Annotated in this window: 16 protein-coding genes; 5 read left to right on the top strand and 11 right to left on the bottom strand. The window is 44.8% G+C overall.

What is annotated here, in order from left to right; genetic code table 11:
• A partial coding sequence (locus CVN76_RS23840; protein WP_100533301.1) for a 4Fe-4S dicluster domain-containing protein occupies positions 1-1,748 on the bottom strand: 1,748 nt, incomplete at its 3' end.
• Between the two features lie 302 nt (positions 1,749-2,050).
• On the opposite strand from CVN76_RS23840, the gene cls reads away from it, so the two are divergent.
• On the top strand, positions 2,051-3,253 hold the full coding sequence (cls, locus tag CVN76_RS23835) for a cardiolipin synthase (protein WP_232732444.1): 1,203 nt from the start codon (positions 2,051-2,053) through the stop codon (positions 3,251-3,253).
• A gap of 23 nt (positions 3,254-3,276) precedes the next feature.
• Entirely contained in the window at positions 3,277-4,230 is a 954-nt protein-coding gene (uvsE, locus tag CVN76_RS23830) for a UV DNA damage repair endonuclease UvsE (protein WP_100533299.1), read from the top strand.
• A gap of 50 nt (positions 4,231-4,280) precedes the next feature.
• Here the strand turns inward: uvsE and argS are convergent, their stop codons facing one another.
• The 4 genes from argS to speE form a co-directional block, all read right to left on the bottom strand.
• Positions 4,281-5,951, bottom strand: a complete 1,671-nt coding sequence (gene argS / locus CVN76_RS23825) for an arginine--tRNA ligase (RefSeq protein WP_100533298.1) — start codon at positions 5,949-5,951, stop codon at positions 4,281-4,283.
• A 3-nt stretch (positions 5,952-5,954) separates the two neighbouring features.
• Positions 5,955-6,395: a DUF1934 domain-containing protein gene (locus CVN76_RS23820; RefSeq protein ID WP_100533297.1), complete on the bottom strand. Its 441-nt coding sequence runs from the start codon at positions 6,393-6,395 to the stop codon at positions 5,955-5,957.
• Positions 6,396-7,148: 753 nt separating this feature from the next.
• Positions 7,149-8,027, bottom strand: coding sequence for an agmatinase (speB, locus tag CVN76_RS23815; protein ID WP_057911875.1), 879 nt, complete (start codon positions 8,025-8,027; stop codon positions 7,149-7,151).
• Between the two features lie 13 nt (positions 8,028-8,040).
• Positions 8,041-8,868, bottom strand: a complete 828-nt coding sequence (gene speE, locus CVN76_RS23810) for a spermidine synthase (RefSeq protein WP_061141311.1) — start codon at positions 8,866-8,868, stop codon at positions 8,041-8,043.
• 198 nt (positions 8,869-9,066) lie between these two features.
• Between speE and CVN76_RS23805 the strand changes: the two genes are divergently transcribed.
• On the top strand, positions 9,067-11,136 hold the full coding sequence (locus CVN76_RS23805) for a transglycosylase domain-containing protein (protein ID WP_100533296.1): 2,070 nt from the start codon (positions 9,067-9,069) through the stop codon (positions 11,134-11,136).
• Between the two features lie 148 nt (positions 11,137-11,284).
• Here the strand turns inward: CVN76_RS23805 and CVN76_RS23800 are convergent, their stop codons facing one another.
• Positions 11,285-11,794: a YwhD family protein gene (locus tag CVN76_RS23800; protein ID WP_100533295.1), complete on the bottom strand. Its 510-nt coding sequence runs from the start codon at positions 11,792-11,794 to the stop codon at positions 11,285-11,287.
• Positions 11,795-11,833: 39 nt separating this feature from the next.
• A complete protein-coding gene (locus tag CVN76_RS23795) occupies positions 11,834-12,499 on the bottom strand; it encodes a site-2 protease family protein (protein ID WP_100533294.1) in 666 nt (221 codons plus the stop codon).
• Positions 12,500-12,635: 136 nt separating this feature from the next.
• Between CVN76_RS23795 and CVN76_RS23790 the strand changes: the two genes are divergently transcribed.
• Positions 12,636-12,821: a 2-hydroxymuconate tautomerase gene (locus CVN76_RS23790; protein ID WP_034315897.1), complete on the top strand. Its 186-nt coding sequence runs from the start codon at positions 12,636-12,638 to the stop codon at positions 12,819-12,821.
• A 666-nt stretch (positions 12,822-13,487) separates the two neighbouring features.
• On the opposite strand, the gene CVN76_RS23785 is transcribed toward CVN76_RS23790, so the two are convergent.
• The 3 genes from CVN76_RS23785 to CVN76_RS23775 all read right to left on the bottom strand — a co-directional run bounded on the left by CVN76_RS23785 (position 13,488) and on the right by CVN76_RS23775 (position 15,783).
• Entirely contained in the window at positions 13,488-13,997 is a 510-nt protein-coding gene (locus CVN76_RS23785) for a YwgA family protein (protein ID WP_100533293.1), read from the bottom strand.
• 32 nt (positions 13,998-14,029) lie between these two features.
• A complete protein-coding gene (locus tag CVN76_RS23780) occupies positions 14,030-15,337 on the bottom strand; it encodes an HD domain-containing protein (RefSeq protein ID WP_100533292.1) in 1,308 nt (435 codons plus the stop codon).
• 224 nt (positions 15,338-15,561) lie between these two features.
• A complete protein-coding gene (locus CVN76_RS23775; RefSeq protein ID WP_100533291.1) occupies positions 15,562-15,783 on the bottom strand; it encodes a DUF1450 domain-containing protein in 222 nt (73 codons plus the stop codon).
• Positions 15,784-16,062: 279 nt separating this feature from the next.
• On the opposite strand from CVN76_RS23775, the gene CVN76_RS23770 reads away from it, so the two are divergent.
• Positions 16,063-16,809 (top strand): RsfA family transcriptional regulator, encoded by a 747-nt coding sequence (locus CVN76_RS23770; protein ID WP_100533290.1) that lies wholly within the window; start codon positions 16,063-16,065, stop codon positions 16,807-16,809.
• A gap of 182 nt (positions 16,810-16,991) precedes the next feature.
• On the opposite strand, the gene CVN76_RS23765 is transcribed toward CVN76_RS23770, so the two are convergent.
• Positions 16,992-17,484, bottom strand: a 493-nt coding sequence (locus tag CVN76_RS23765) for a lipoate--protein ligase family protein (RefSeq protein WP_198512632.1), incomplete at its 5' end; no start/stop codon positions are given.

The raw sequence follows: 17,484 nt of genomic DNA, 5'->3' as shown, positions 1-17,484 counted from the left end.
ACTGGATATTGCGGCACCAGCCTGCCTTCGCTGACGAGCTTTGCAAGCAATTCCGTATGGTGGTACACTTCCGCCTCCAAGCCAAAATCCGGATACTCATTTTTAAATATATTATAGGCATGCGGATCGATCGTCACGATTTTCTTGATTTCGTTCTTCTGGAACTCTTCGATGTTCTTCATGGCAAGCTCCTGAAAAACAAACTCATTACCCAATCGACGCGGGGTATCCCCTGAGTTTTTCTCTTTATTTCCCAGAATCGCGAATTTGACGCCCGCTTCATTCATTAACTTGGCAAAGGAAAGGGCAATCTTCTGGCTTCTGTTATCATAAGATCCCATTGAACCCACCCAGAATAAATATTCGAATTCTTCGTCTGCCTTTTGCAATTCCTTCACGGTAGGAACGCTGACATCCTCCCTCAAGGTTCTCCAATCTTCTCTCTCTTTTCGGTTCAGCCCCCAAGGGTTTCCTTGACGCTCAATATTGGTCATTGCACGTTGGGCATCAGGATCAAGCCTGCCTTCAGTCAGCACTAGATATCGGCGCATATCGATGATTTTGTCGACATGTTCATTCATTACCGGGCATTGATCCTCACAATTACGGCAAGTCGTGCAAGCCCATAGTTCTTCTTCCGTAATGACTTCGCCAATAAGGCTCGGGCTGTAGCCTTCAGTTGCCGCAGCCGATTCCTGGGCTCCCTCGCCGCTGCTGGCCAGAGCGATCTTATTTCCAGTGGTATTGCCGAACACAAAGGATGGCACCCATGGCTGCTTCGTTGTTACAGCAGCTCCTGTATTCGTTAAATGGTCACGCATCTTGATGATGATATCCATCGGTGACAGCATTTTCCCGGTACCGGTTGCCGGACACATATTCGTACAGCGCCCGCATTCCACGCAGGCATAAAGATCGACCATTTGGTATTGCGTCAAATCCTCGATATATTTGGCACCATAGTATTGGTTGCCTTCTTTGTCCAGGATCTCTTCTTCCAAATCGACCGGCTTCAATTTCCCTGGATTGTCCAGACGGTTCAAGAATACATTGATCGGACCGGCAATCAAGTGTGCATGCTTCGATTGCGGGATGTAAACAAGGAACGATAAGATGATCATTAGATGCATCCACCAAGCTACATAAAACACGGCAGTAGCTGCGGCTGGTCCGATCCAGCCGAATAGGAAGGCTATGCTTGATGCGACTGGCTCTGACCAGGTTGCATCATGTTCATGCCAAATCATTCCCATTCCATTCCCCAGCAGTACGGTAATCATGATGCCGGTAATGAAGATGACAACCAATCCCGCTTTGAAATCCCTTTTCAGGCGGACAAGCTTTTCAACATAACGGCGGTAACCAGCCCAAAGGATCGCCACAAGAACCGTGAGCGTCACGATTTCCTGGAAGAAGGTAAAGGCTGGATAAAGAGGTCCTAACGGCAAATGCCACCCTGGCCTTAAACCTTTAACGAAAAAGTCAAGTGCACCAAATTGCACTAAAATGAAGCCATAAAATAACATCGCATGGATGATTCCGCTCTTTTTATCTTTGAAGAGCTTTTTCTGTCCAAATACATAAACCATAATTTTAACTAAACGATCTTTCACACGGTTATCGAATTCCACTTTTTTGCCAAGTTTTATATATGCTAAACGAGTTCTAATCAAATAGATAAATAAACCAGCGGCGTAAGCGGTTACAAGTAGAAAAGCAATCAAGTTGATCCACAGTAAGCCATTCATTTCCATGCAGTCCTTCCCCCTCTTCGTAAATTGTAAAATGCCAGGCAACCATTTTAATAAATAGAAAATTTGGCATTTTCCTGAAATTTGATTATCTCCATTATATAATGAATGAGCATTCAGTCAACTTTTTTCTTTATAAAATAAATGTGATTATCCGCACCCTAATAAATATAGTTCGACAATTCTGGATATTTACCTTTCCATAACATAAAAAAAAGCCTATTCCCTTCACTCCATTCTATGGTTACTTACAGGGAATTAGAGCCAAACTACATGTAAATCATGTAGGGGGGATTTTTTTGAAGATAATCACGACGCTTGCCTCCATTTTATTGTTGATTTTCACTTGGTGCTTGATAGATTTAAAGCTGGGGCATAAGCGATATATGAAGGAGGCAGCGAACACGAACTATCCGCCTCGGAAAAGCGACATGACCGTGTTCACGTCGGGGAAAATCCTGTTTGATGATTTCACGGAAGAAATCAAACGCGCTCAGGATTCCGTCCATATCCTTTTTTATATTGTCAAAAACGATCAGTTCAGCAAGGACTTTTTGAAGCTGCTGCAAACGAAAGCGGAAACGGGTGTGGAGGTTCGGCTTTTGGCCGATTGGGTCGGAAGCAAGCAAATATCGAGCACAACCATTCGGCAGCTCGAACAAAGCGGCGTTCATTTTTCTTTCAGCTTTAAGCCGAAACTCCCCTTTCTTTTCTATACGATACAAAAAAGGAATCATCGAAAAATCACGGTGATTGATGGGAAAATCGGCTATCTTGGCGGCTTTAATATCGGCAGGGAATATATAAATCAAGGGGACAAGCTGAACCCTTGGCGGGATTACCATTTAAAAATCACTGGGGAAGGGGTCAAGGACCTTCAGGAAGTCTTTCTTTCTGACTGGTTTCACGATACAAACGAGGATCTTCGGGGAACACCGGCATATTTTCCTAACCTGAAAGCCGGGTCGCAGGCACATCAGGTCGTTGTCACGAATGGATGCGATTTAGAACAGACCTTGATTGGCTTGATTCGGCAGGCTAAAGAAAAAATCATCATCGGCACGCCATACTTCATTCCAAGCAACTCCCTGTTTCAGGAACTAAGGGAGGCCCTTTCACGTAATGTTTCCGTAACGGTCATCGTTCCCGAAAATTCCGATCATGCCCTAGTAAAAGAGGCTTCATTTCCCTATTTCCGGGTATTGATAAAAGAAGGAGCTGCCATCATGCAATTCCAGAGAGGGTTCTACCATTCTAAAGTGATACTGATTGATGATACAATTTGTGATATCGGTACAGCAAACTTTGATAAACGAAGTTGTTTTTTAAATGGGGAAATCAACTGTTTGATATATGACCGGACATTCATAGAAGATGTAGAAAAGGAATTGGCATTGGACGTTGCGGAATCGAAGCTAATGAACGGGGACAAGCTTTCTTCCACGAACCTTGTTCGTACAGCAAAAGAATCGCTGGCTTCCATCCTATCTCCTTTTCTTTAACATCGTTTAAGGAGAAAATGCAAATGAAGATAAGATTTGGCTTTGTATCCAACGCGACATGTTTATGGGAGGCCTCACCAGCAAAGACGCTTACTTTCAAGCGATATAGCGAGCTCGGCCCGGAAGCGGGAATGGACCGGCTTCTGAGTGTGACGAGGCAGAATATTGAAAATACCCTTAGGGTCCTTCAATATAACACGGCCCACCAAATAGAAATCTACCGGATGTCCAGCTCCATCGTTCCTTTAGCCACACACCCAGATGTGGAATGGGATTTCGTCACTCCCTTCAAAAAGGAGTGGAAGCAGCTTGGCGAATGGGTTAGCGCACATAACATGCGGGTGAGCTTTCATCCCAACCAGTTTACGCTGTTCACCAGCCCCAAACCAGGGATTACACATAATGCCGTAAAGGATATGGAGTTTCACTATAATATGTTCGATGCCATGGGAATTGCCGATTCCTCTTTCATCAATATCCATGTCGGCGGGGCCTATGGTGATAAAGAGTCAGCTTTAGTAAGGGTCCATGACAACCTTAGATTGCTTCCGGAGCATGTCAAGGGAAGAATGACCTTCGAGAATGATGATAAAACCTATACAGCCTCAGAAACCCTCCGAGTATGTAAAAGGGAAGGCATCCCGCTTGTCTTCGATTACCACCACCACCTGGCCAACCTATCAGATGAGCCGCTTAACGAGCTGCTCACCGAGGTCATCAAGACGTGGAGCAACGCAGGAGTGGTCCCAAAGATCCATATTTCTTCCCCGAAATCATTAAGTGAATTTCGCTCGCATGCTGATTATATCGATATGGAATTCATCATGCCCCTTTTCAAAGCACTTAGGGAGCTTAGGCAGGATGTCGATTTCATGATTGAAGCCAAGATGAAGGATCGGGCCATGTTTCAGCTGATCGAAGAAATCGCTAAGGTCCGCGGTGTAAAAAGGGTCAGCGGTGGCTCCGTCGAATGCTGAAAGTCCAAAAAAAAGCGACTGTTCCCATTAGAAACAGTCGCTTTTGCTGATTACATTTTTTCCGGTGCTGAAACGCCGATTATAGCCAGTGCGTTCTTTAAAGTGATTTGGACGGATTTGACCAGTCCAAGGCGCGCTTGACTTCGTTCCATTTTCTCCACATCCAGAACTTTATCTGCATTGTAGAAGCTATGGAAAGTAGAAGCTAGGTCGAAGATATAATTCGTCATGCGGTGAGGCATCCGTTTTTCGGCTGCTTCAGCAATCGCCTGAGGAAACTCGCCCAGTTTCTTCAACAGCTCGACCTCTTTTTCAGTGGAAAGGGCAGAAAAATCAGTGATTCCTTCATAGCTGACTCCTTGCTCCACACCTTGGCGCAAAATACTTGATATCCGGGCATGTGCATATTGTGCATAATAAACCGGGTTATCATTGGATTGCGATACGGCAAGATCCAAATCGAAGTCCATATGCGTATCGGCGCTTCTCATTGCAAAGAAATAACGTGTTGCATCAAGGCCAACCTCATCAATAAGGTCACGCATCGTGACGGCTTTACCCGTACGCTTGCTCATTTTCATTTTCTCGCCATCTTTATAAAGATGTACGAGCTGGATGATTTCCACTTCAAGCTGCTCGCGTTTGTAGCCTAATGCTTCAATCGCCGCTTTCATACGAGGGATATATCCGTGGTGGTCGGCGCCCCATATATTGATCAATGTGTCGAAGCCACGCTCCAGTTTATTACGGTGATAGGCAATATCCGGTGTCAAATAGGTGTAAGACCCGTCTTGTTTGATGAGCACGCGGTCTTTATCATCACCCAATTCGGTTGAACGGAACCATGTTGCCCCATCTTGCTCATAGACATGGCCCCTTTCCCTCAATACATTGAGCGCTTCGTCGATTTTGCCATCTTGATAAAGGGAAGACTCGGAGTACCATACATCGAATCCGACACGGAAATTGCCCAAGTCCGTTTTCAGTTTTTCCATCTCACATTTCAAGCCGTATTCACGGAAGAAATCAAAACGCTCTTTTTCATCGGCATTTACGAATTTATCACCATATTCTTCGGCAAGCTTTTTACCGAAGCCCTTGATATCCTCACCGTGATAACCGCCCTCCGGCATTTCCTTTTCAAGACCCAGTGCTTGGAAGTAGCGTGCTTCTATCGAAATGGCCAAATTATTGATTTGGTTACCTGCATCATTGATGTAATATTCACGTGAAACATCATAGCCTGCTTTGGAAAGGACATTGCATAACGTATCGCCTACTGCAGCACCGCGCGCATGACCGAGGTGAAGATCACCTGTCGGGTTTGCGGAAACGAATTCCACTTGGATTTTTTCACCTTTCCCAAAATCACTTTCCCCATATGACCCATCGGCTTTCAAGATGGCAGGGATCAATTCGGTCAAATATGAATTATTCATGTAGAAGTTTATGAAACCTGGTCCTGCAATTTCAATTTTTTCAATGGATGCCTTTGAGTTGTCGAAGTTTTCAATGATCGCTTCAGCAATCATTTTTGGCGCTTTCTTCGCAATCTTCGTTAATTGCATCGCCATATTCGTCGAATAATCTCCGTGCGACTTTTCCCTTGGCAGTTCCAATACTACATTCGGAATCTGTTCTTCTGCTGCCAGGCCTGCCTTGATGACCGCAGCTTTAATTTCTTCTTTCAGTTTTTCCTGTACCTCATTAACTATATTCATGTGCTATGCTTCCTCCTTGTAGGAAATCGTCATTTCATATTGACCGGGTTCGCTTCCCTGCATATGTAATGTATATTTAAGGACAAGTTTCCCTTGTTTGGCCTGCTCATCCCATTGATGATCGATTTTTTTCGTGGTCGTCCGTAGTCCCAACCTGCCATATATACTTTCATAATGTCCATTTGTCGCTTCCTGCAAGCGGAAAAGCTGCCTCATTTTAATGGCACCGTTCCTTAGCAGGATCGTTTCATCCATTTTATGCTTGATGGTCGTTTGTATTTGACCAGCTTCATTTTCCTCTTTATATTGCAAATACAAATCGGCGCCCTTGTACATTCTTGTACCAAATGTGACCAGCTCAAACGTGTCCGTTTCAGCGCCATGCTTGATTTTTGTTTGCAAGGTCACTTTAATGGCATGCTTATCTATATCATGAAGAGTCAACTCAACACTTCCTTCATCACGTCGTCCTTAACTTCATAAGTATAAATATTCTTCAAGGAAGTTTCAACTTGCATCGGAAAATAAAGTGCAAATCCAGAAAGGGGCAGGAGGAAATAGGACTAGGAAAATTCCGATTGCCTAAAGTTTTGGAGTTAGGAGCTCTATTACCCCGGTTAGAGAATCTGAACTTGGACCGTTGCATTTCACTTTCGGTGTAAACTAAGGTATGTCCCCATTGCCCAAAGTTTGGACAATCTCCGAGGACGTTTCATTCCACTTTGCGTCAAAATGAAGATGGAATCCAGATTGTCCACATGTAGCTGAAGAGATAAGGTACGAAATGCGTGTGAAAAGCGTAATTTTTATGAGAATCCGCCTCGAATTGGATGCAAAACCCAAGCTCGCGAGCAAAGTCGATAAATAAATTCGCGAGTAACGCTCCGAAATGGTGAATAAGAAAGCAGTAATGTTACGGAGAATCCGGGAGTAACGAAAGAATCTGACGAAAAGAGCCCCAATTGCGCGTGAAAAGGGCAATTTATATGAGAACCCGCTTCAAATTCAAGGAAAAGCACAAGCTGGCGAGCAGCTGTACCTTAGACCGTTTCAATCGACTCTGAAAGAATACGAAGAACTGAGTTTTGGAATACCTCCAACACTGCGGACATTTTGCAATCATAAACAAAAGCACCCTACAGAATAGACTTTTTTATGTGTCCATTCTATAGGGTACTTTTCATTTATGTTCGATGCTTAGCCTTTTTGAACCCAACCTAAAATCATTTCGCGTATCAGCTTGCTTGCCGTGTTCGCTGTTTGCTCGGATGGATCATAAATCGGTGCAACTTCCACTAAATCACAGCCGACGACATTAATTTCAGAACGAGCTATCTCATGTATCGAAGCCAAAAGCTCTTTGGAAGTGATGCCGCCGCAGTCTACCGTGCCTGTTCCGGGCGCATGTGCAGGATCCAGGACATCGATGTCGATCGTTACATAGACGGGACGCCCTGCCAGCTGTGGCAATACTTCTTTCAGCGGCTCCAGAACTTCAAATTTAGAGATGTGCATGCCATTTTCCTTTGCCCATTGGAACTCTTCCTTCAAACCGGAGCGAATGCCGAATGAGTATACATTCTTCGGACCGATAAGCTCTGCGGATTTACGAATGATCGAGGCATGGGAAAGCGGTTCCCCCTCATAATCCTCACGTAAATCTGTGTGGGCATCCATATGGATGATGGCCATGTCAGGATACTTTTTGTACATGGCTTTTATGACAGGCCATGTGACGAGGTGCTCCCCGCCCATCCCCAATGGGAATTTACCGGCATCCAACACACCGTCGACAAATTCTTCAATCATATCTATGCTTCGCTGCGGGTTGCCGAACGGCAAAGGAATATCGCCCGCATCGTAGAATTTCACTTCTTCCAATTCACGATCCAAGTACGGGCTGTACTCCTCCAAACCGATCGAAACCTCACGGATCCTGGTCGGGCCAAAGCGGGAACCCGGACGGAAACTTACTGTCCAGTCCATTGGCATGCCATAAAGCACAGCTTCCGATTCCTCGAAATCGGGATGGCTTTTAATGAATACATTGCCTGAATAGGCTTCATCGAATCTCATGGTCGACGCCTCCTTATTTCACTAAGTCTTGAACGAATTTAGGCAGAACGAAAGCTGCTTGATGAAGTTCTTTTGTATAATATTTCGTTTCGATTTCATGGAAGCGTTCTTCCGCAACTTCCAATGGATTATATTTTTTCGATCCGATCGTAAACGCCCAAAGGCCGCTCGGATACGTCGGGATATTCGCTAAGTAAAGGCTGGTGATCGGGAATATTTCTTTTACATCACGTTGTACATCACGGATTAGATCGGCTTTGAACCAAGGATTATCCGATTGTGCCACAAATATCCCATCTTCTTTCAACGCTTTGGAAATTCCCGCGTAAAACCCTTTCGTGAATAAATTGACAGCAGGTCCGACCGGTTCAGTCGAATCAACCATGATCACGTCATATTCATTTTCACTTTTGGCGATGTGCATGAAGCCATCCCCCACTTGTACGTCCACACGTGGATCTTCAAGCATGCCGGCAATCTCAGGCAAGAACTTCTTCGAGTATTCGATGACTTTCCCATCGATATCCACCAGCGTGGCTTTTTTTACGCTTGGGTGTTTAAGGATCTCACGGATAACGCCTCCGTCCCCTCCGCCTACAACCAAAACGTTTTCTGGATTAGGATGAGTGAATAAAGGAACATGGGCTACCATTTCATGGTATACGAATTCATCGCGCTGTGAAGTCATGACCATGTCATCCAACAATAGCATATTGCCCCACTCTTCCGTTTCAATCATATCCAGCTTTTGAAACTCAGTTTGCTCCGTATGTAAAGTACGATTCACTTTCATCGTAATACCAAAATTCTCTGTTTGTTTTTCAGTAAACCAAATGCTCATTTATTAACGCTCCTTTTCCATTTCATATTGTCAGTCACCTAATAGGTTCCCCAAATTCGGTATAGTCATTAGCTAGAAAAATTATAGACGAATCTAGCAGAATTGCAAGATAAATTTCCTAATTGGCTTTCTTATGTTTAAAAAATTCATTTTTTTCCATAATAGTAATAGATACTAGATTCAAGAGAGGTGAAAGCAATGGAATTGATTCCAAGCGAACGATTTAAAAGGACGACCAAATATGTACGGGCCATCATTATCCTTGCCACAATCGGGCTCATCATACTCTTTGTATTGCTTCTCTCTTTACTGATTTATGCCAAAATATTAGGTCCGCCGCCATTGGTCGTGCCCCAATCCACCCTCTATTATAGCAATGATGGAAATGTGATCGGTGAAACGGATAATGGGCAGAAACGCTATTGGGCCGGAATGGATGCCATTTCACCACAGCTCATCCAAGCAACTGTCGCTGTTGAGGACCGCCAATTCTACACTCATAATGGTTTTGATATAAAGCGGATCGGCGGGGCCATTCTTGCGGATATACAGGCCATGTCCAAGGTCCAGGGTGCCAGCACCATTACCCAGCAATATGCACGGAACCTTTTTCTCGGTCATGATAAAACGTGGTCACGCAAGTTCAATGAGGCTTTTTATACAATACGCCTGGAGATGAACTATTCCAAAAAGGAAATCCTTGAAGGCTATTTAAATACGATTTACTATGGCCATGGCGCATATGGGGCCCAGGCCGCAAGCCAGTATTACTTTGGCAAGGATGCCTTGGATCTTACGCTCGCAGAGGCCAGCATGCTGGCCGGGATACCAAAAGGGCCCTCTAATTATTCTCCATTGGATGACCTTGAAAAAGCGAAATCCAGGCAGAAGGTTGTCCTGCAGGCCATGAAAAACAAAAGCTACATTTCAGAAAGAAAAATCACCGAAGCCCTGCAAGACCCTCTGACATTAAAAGGCGAGCATGGAACGGTCACCAATAAAACCGCTCCCTATTTTCAGGATGCGGTCAAGCAAGCTTTGAAATCCCAGCTTCATCTGGATGACAGGACGATCGAGCTCGGCGGCCTGAAGGTATATACCACACTCGACGAATCCCAGCAGACTGTCGCCGAAGATGTTGTTTCCACTACCATACCCGATTCTTCAGGCATACAAGCCTCGATCGTGGCAATGGATCCGGCTACAGGGGAAGTCCGGGCATTGGTCGGCGGGAGGGATTATGCGGAGTCACCGTTCAACAGGGCCACACAGGCCGTCCGCCAGCCTGGCTCCACCATGAAGCCACTGCTTTATTATTCGGCGCTGGAGAATGGCTTCACGCCGTCGACCACCTTAAAAAGCGAGACGACCACCTTTACTTTCGACGATGGTCACTCCTCCTATACACCGCATAATTACAACCATCAATATGCGGAAGGAGAAATCACGATGGCCCAGGCCATTGCTCTTTCAGATAATATTTTCGCCGTGAAAACACACTTGTTCCTGGGGGAACAAACCTTGGTCGATACGGCGCACCGCTTTGGCATAACGGCAAAAATGGCTGCCGTGCCATCGTTGGCACTCGGCACCTCTGGTGTACGGGCGATAGAAATGGTCAATGCATACAGCATTCTCGCTAACGGCGGCAAGAAGGTGAAGCCCGTATTCATCAAAAAGGTTGAAAACCAAAAAGGGGAAGTCATCTATGCGCAAAATAAGAAACCGGAACAAGTTCTCGATGCGGATAAAGCGTTCGTCATGACACAGATGCTAACCGGGGTTTTCGATGAAACCTTAAATGGCTATACGAAAGTGACCGGCAGCACCATCAGCTCCGAACTGACCCGTCCGTATGCAGGTAAATCAGGGTCCACCCCGACAGATAGCTGGATGATCGGATACACGCCTGAACTTGTGGCAGGGGTCTGGACTGGCTATGATCAAGGTAAAAAAATCGAGAATCCTGCTGAAAAAGGCTATGCAAAAAAAATATGGGCGGCTTATATGGAAAAGGGCCTGCAGGGTACACCGGCCAAACCGTTCAAGGAAACGAAAAACGTAATCGGAGTCAACGTGAATCCTGCAAGCGGTAAATTGGCAACAAAGGATTGCCCTGTCTCTAGATTGACTTATTATGTGAAAGGTACAGAACCTATCGAGTACTGTGCAGAGCACTTTAAAGGCGAAAAACCTGTGCAGGTTCCAGATGAAGCCGAGCAAAAAAAGACCCCCTGGTACAAAAAGGTCCTGAAGCCTTGGCAATAACGAAAAAACCCGAAACCGCAAGCGGCTTCGGGTTTTTTCTGTCCTAGTTCCACAGTGTCTAAACTGCTGTCTTTAAGTTTACTGATTTTATCCGTTTCCTACAAGTGCAATTTTCACTAAACTTCATAATTCAGCATGGAAATTACAATTATACCGTCAATGATTCCTTGAGCTTCGCTGAAGAACGCTCCCACATTCCCGCATCATGGTTTTTCAGGAAGTCTGCCAGTACACGCTTTGATTTATCATCCATGTCCTCGACCATGATATGACGTTTAAGCGACTTATCCATCCGGTTAACATGCTCCGGAAGGGATTTGTAGCCGCGTCTGATGGAACGGTCGACCAACATTTCACAGGCAGTCACACCTGCATATTGAGGGCCGTTTTGAGTCGCTTCGATCGTCACCCAAACAAGCCAGTACGGCTTTGCATTCGGGACCTCTTCTTTGGTTTTCAGGAATTTGATCCCCTTTTCCACGACACTTCTCGCGTGCATCGCACCGATATCCACCTCGGCTTCCCCTGCATCGACATCGATGATGACCGGTGAAATGTTATCGAGCGTCAAAACCCCAGCCCCGTATCCGCCATGCCCCTCAGTAGGATCATTTTTGATGATATTGAAGCCTACCTTTTTCTTCGGTTGTTCTTCCATGTTTCATATCCCCCTTTATGGTTTGTCATTTCTTATTTGTTAAAAAAATAATAGTGAAAAAAATTGACTCAAACTGCTTCCTACAAATTTAATACCCGTATCCATAATCGGTCTAATTGTATAGTTGCTAAGCGGCGTGATGATCAAAATCAAAAAAATCAGCGACCCATACTGCTCATACTGGGTCATTTTTGCCCGCAAATCCGCTGAAACAAGATCCTGTATGATCCGATAACCATCGAGCGGCGGCAGCGGTATCAGATTGAATACAAATAAAAGGACGTTCAAATTTATGAGCACATTCAGGAAGGGCTGGACGAAAAAAGGTAAATCAGGTCCAGCTCCTGCTGCAAGCAGCCCGTAAAAAATCAAATAACCCAAAATGGCAACGATCAAGTTACTGAACGGACCGGCAAAAGAGACGAGCACTCCCGCCAGCTTCGGATTCTTGAAATGAAAACGATTGACCGGGACAGGCCTTGCCCAGCCAAACCCGGCGATCAATATCAGCAAAGTCCCGATCGGATCCAAATGGGATATCGGATTCAACGTCACTCGCCCTTCATTCTTTGCAGTCGGGTCACCGAACTTATAGGCGACATACGCATGTGAAAATTCATGAACCGTAAATGCGATCAACAATGACACAATGACATATGGAAGTTGTTCCAAATCATAAGCCAAAAACCGTTCTAATAGATCCAATAGCTTCTCCCCCAATATATATTACCGTTAGTATACATCAAAAGACCAAGAAGTGAAAAAAACTCTGACTTCCGTGTCTTGCAATTCTTTTTTCATTGTGAAACACTACAAGATAAGAACGAAAGGGGGGATCATGATGCCATATGTAACAGTCAAAATGCTTGAAGGCCGTACGGACGAACAAAAAAAAGCTCTAGTTGAGAAGGTGACCGCTGCGGTTACGGAAACAACCGGAGCACCAGCGGAAGCCGTGACGATTTTCATTGAAGAAATGTCAAAAAACCACTTGGCAGTAGCCGGTGTCCGCAAAAGCGACCTATGAGTTTTACATAACGGGGAAAGCTAAGTCATTCATTTAAAATGTACCCTGCAGGATGGACCCTTTGAAAAAAGATCCATCCTGCAGGGCCCTTTTGTTTAAAAAAAGGAAAATCACGTCGATTGAACGAGTTGATATTTGAACGAAGTTTCTTTGCACTGGTCTGTTCATGCATAAATGACTGATAGAGTTACCATTGTACTTTAGCCGTTTCATCACTGCAGGCGGTCCCGTGATCCCTCCTCGGCTTGCGCCTACGGGGTCTAACGCAGTCACGCATTTCATTGCGGACACTCGTATCGGTTGCCGGCCTGCCCTCGCACTGGCGCCTGCTGTCTCCCTTGGACACGGTTTCCGGCAGGGGTCCATCCACTCAGTTTTGACAAAGCGGTAAATTTAAACCTATGAAGAATCCGCCAAGGACGCCTTCCATATTGACTTACATAGGCCTTAATTCCATTTAAAGGTTTCACCCTCCCAACACATATCGTCGGTGAAGAAAATGAATAGGAGTCAATCCATGTCACACTAGGGTGAAACTGCCGGGATATGCCCCATAAGTTTCATGCCTTGTTCATGCAATGGAACCTAAAAAAGATGCCGCCTGCAAAATACAGACAGCCTCTCCTTCATATTGCCTAGCTTTTTTTGCCTTTTACAAAAGGCATCTCAATTCGGCTTAGCTTTTGTTTTTAGCTGATCAATATATGCATATGCTTCATCAATTTCTTCAGGTGTGTATTTTTGTTTGCTTTTCAGTGTGAATATCTTCTCGGTGACTTCCTCTTTTTCAAGCGTGTCGAAATATAACACCGTTGAAACCAGCTCCAAGAATCGGGCATTCTGCTCATTCATATCATGTAAGCATGCCTCGAGGGCAGGCATCTCCACTTCCTGTATCGATAGGAAGTCCTGGCCTGCATCGGTTATTGAATAGCAATATTGATAATATCCTGCCTTTTTTTCCCTTACCTCATTCAAGTAGCCCATCTCGCAAAGCTCTTCAATCCGTAAGGTCAGCTCCTCCGAATACGGTCCATAAAAATGAAATTGAAACTTCTCGTGGAATGGAAACGAAAGCTTTTTCGCGATATACACGATTTTTTGTAATTTTTTCCGCCCTGAGATTTCACCGGCAGTAGAAATTGCATTGATAATATTTGCATGATCCTTAAACAAGGCTCGTCACTCCTCACCAAAAATGTACCACTTCAATCCGATAGCTCCAAAAGCTCACGAATCTGTTTTTTTATATTTTTCTTCGTCGATTCATCACGCAATATATCTGCTGGATAGTACAGCTTATGATCCGTTCTTCTTTTGCCTGAAATGGCGTCGACGATTTCGGATTCACGCGATAACTCACGAATTTCGCCATTATTTTTCAGCAAGTGAATCGGCAGTCTTTCCTCTTCCTCACCAGGACGGTAAAAATCATACGGCAGATCTGAAGAAGAATCGACGACGAGATAATAATCCGGATCGATCCCTGCCTTTTTGAATAGCGTCCTTAATTCCATCAATCTGTTCATCTGATTGTTCGAAGGATGGAATTCCACATATTTAAATAGTTTCCGATTAACGAAGCGCGTGCATAAATCTTTTAAAATCGCATCGTTCTCCTCTTCCCAAGCCTCGAAGTAATAGAGCATCACCGCTTCATCCATTTTCAAGTAGTCAGCCAAGGTCACTTCCCCCTTGAACAATGAATAAAAATGATGCGGTTCCTGAGCAAATTCATAATCCGCTTCGTATAAATGCTTTGCTCTATGTAAGATCTTAGTGAGAATGACCTCTGCACTTCTCGTGACTGGATGGAAATAAACCTGCCAATACATTTGGTAGCGGCTCATGATATAATCTTCCACTGCATGCATCCCGCTTTGCTTGATCACGGCATGCTCTTCCCTCGGCCTCATGACCCGAAGCAGCCTTTCCATATCGAAGTGTCCATAGCTCACGCCGGTAAAGTATGCATCACGCTGTAAATAGTCCATTCTATCAGCATCGATTTGACTGGAAATCAGGCTGACTACTAATTTGCCTTTATAGGTTTTTGCGATGACCTCAGCCACTTTTTTAGGAAAATCACGGCCTACCCTAAGGAGGATCTTATTCACTTCCGTGTCGCCGACAATTATCTGCTGGGTGAATTGCTCATGGTCGAGGTCAAATACCTTTTCAAAAGAATGAGAGAAAGGTCCATGACCCAAATCATGCAGCAGGGCCGCGCACAATGACAGTAAACGTTCCTCCGGCTTCCATTCCGGCCTTCCCTCGAAGACATCATCGACGATCCTCCGGACAATCTCATAAACTCCAAGCGAATGGCTGAGCCGGCTATGCTCCGCACCATGAAAGGTCAAATACGTCGTTCCCAGCTGTTTGATCCTTCTAAGGCGCTGGAATTCCTTCGTTCCGATCAGATCCCATATAACCCGGTCACGAACATGTATATATCGGTGCACAGGGTCCTTGAATACTTTTTCTTCTTGTAATTTCTCGCGGGAATATTCCATGAACTACCCTCTTTTTTCATAGTCTCGATGCATCCATTATATCGCGTTTTGACAAAAAACCCTAACTATCCCCTTGCTAGCAAGCGGGGAGATTCTGTAAGAAAACGGAAGATTCCATTTGGTTTCGCCCCAAAAATAAGGAAATAAAAAATCACCGCAGTTTGTTTCAATCCGGGTGATGTCAGCCTGTTCCATTTTATTAAAAAAGCAATCCTGCATGGATACTACTTTAGTTTTTTATTGATTTTATCTAGTAACTCGTCTTCTGTCGGCGCAGCAACTGGACGGTTATTGACAAAGGCAAATGATTTCTTTCTGCCTGGACCGCAATAGGATTGGCAGCCCACTTCAATTTTCGCTTCGGGATCAAGCTTTTCAAGACGGGGGATCAACGTCTTAATATTCACCGCCAAGCAATCATCGCAAACCCTGAATTCATTGGACATCCTCCGGTCACCATCCTTCCCATGACAAACTATTTATTCATCCAATTATATGGCTAAAAGGTATTTTACCGCTTCTACCTATGAATATCAAGTGGACTTGATGAGCGAAAAGGATGGGAAAAGACGTAATCAGTCAAAAAACTAGTATCCTTTCAACCTTTTTGTATAAAAAATCCAGAATTTGTCCAAAATGCTAGTAGAACACAGCCTAAATCATGGCCACACGATATTTTATATAGTTATTCATTTGAAAAGTTACCAGAAAGGGAGTATGTAGAAATGAAGGTTCGTCAAGACGCATGGACAGAAGAAGATGATTTGCTTTTGGCAGAAACGGTATTGCGACATGTGCGGGAAGGAAGCACTCAGCTGAATGCTTTTGAAGAAGTAGGAGATAAGCTGAATCGCACCTCTGCCGCCTGCGGATTCCGCTGGAATGCGGTGGTCCGCCATAATTATGATAAAGCGCTATCCCTTGCCAAGAAACAGCGGAAGCAGCGGCAAAGGATCCTCGGAAAGGATCAAGCAGCGAAAAAACGGCTTCTTTATACACCGCCGACCCCTACCATATCCGACATAATGGTTCCCCAAGTGCAAGAAGAGGAGCTAGATTTGGAAATGGAAGCCGATGCTAGCAGTTATGAGGCGGCTGAAGAATTCGTGGTGGCCGAAGCCTTGGCGCCTAGGGTCCACAATGCGCCAGTATCCACGGAAAGGGTCCTGAACCTCGATACCGTCATCGCCTACCTTGAATCTATGAATGGGCGTACGCTTCAGGCAGAAGTATTAAAAACCGAAAATGAAAGATTGAAGCTTGAAATCAAGGGTCTGAAAAAACGAAATGAAGAGCTCGAGAATAAAGTCAGCCATCTCGAACAAAATAGTGGCTTGATGCAGGAAGATTATGAGACTTTGATGAATATCATGAATCGGGCAAGAAAGCTCGTCTTGTTAGAGGAAGAGGAGCGCCCGGCAACGAAATTCAAAATGGATCGGAATGGAAATTTGGAAAAAATGGCTGAGTGATGAAATAATGTGGAGCGCATGTTTGCCCGACCACATGAGGATGGCCGCTACTAAATAGATAGATCGGGAATAAGGAATCTGGAGTAAGGCTCTTTTTTTCCTTATCAAAGTTTCAGTGAATGATAAAATCGTATGAAAGTGAACAAAGCCGTTCCTGAACTTACAGGGACGGCTTTCCACATTCAAACATTTAATGAAGCAAATACTTTGTCATTCCGCTCCAACACTCTTGTCAAATAGGCCTCATATAACGGCCATTCCCCTGGGGAAAGCGTGTCCGAGAATATCCTTCCGCTATGCTCCTTCAATACATTGAGGAACCTGAGCATCACATCCTGGACACTCAATTGTACATCCAACAATTCCGAAAGGGACGCCATTACAGAAGGGATGATAGCCGGATAAGCGAATTTCGTTTCCGCATTGCCTTTCGCTGCCTCATAAAAACCTTTCACGAGACTGGCGCGCTCGGCCCCGCTTCCATTGACGCACAAATAGATTTGCACCGCTACCCCATTGCGGATCCTGCGTTGGGATATGCCAGCAAACTTTTGTCCATTTATGCTTAAATCATAACTTCCCGGACAGTAGGAGCCGACGATTTCCCTTGCCTCCATCTTGACCGGGAAATCGGCGAACATCAATTGAACAAGCTCCCACATCGCATCGTAGCCA

This window comes from Bacillus sp. mrc49 (genome assembly GCF_002803435.1).
The sequence above is the reverse complement of the archived record's forward strand: the minus strand, read 5'-3'. Positions and strand labels throughout refer to the sequence as shown.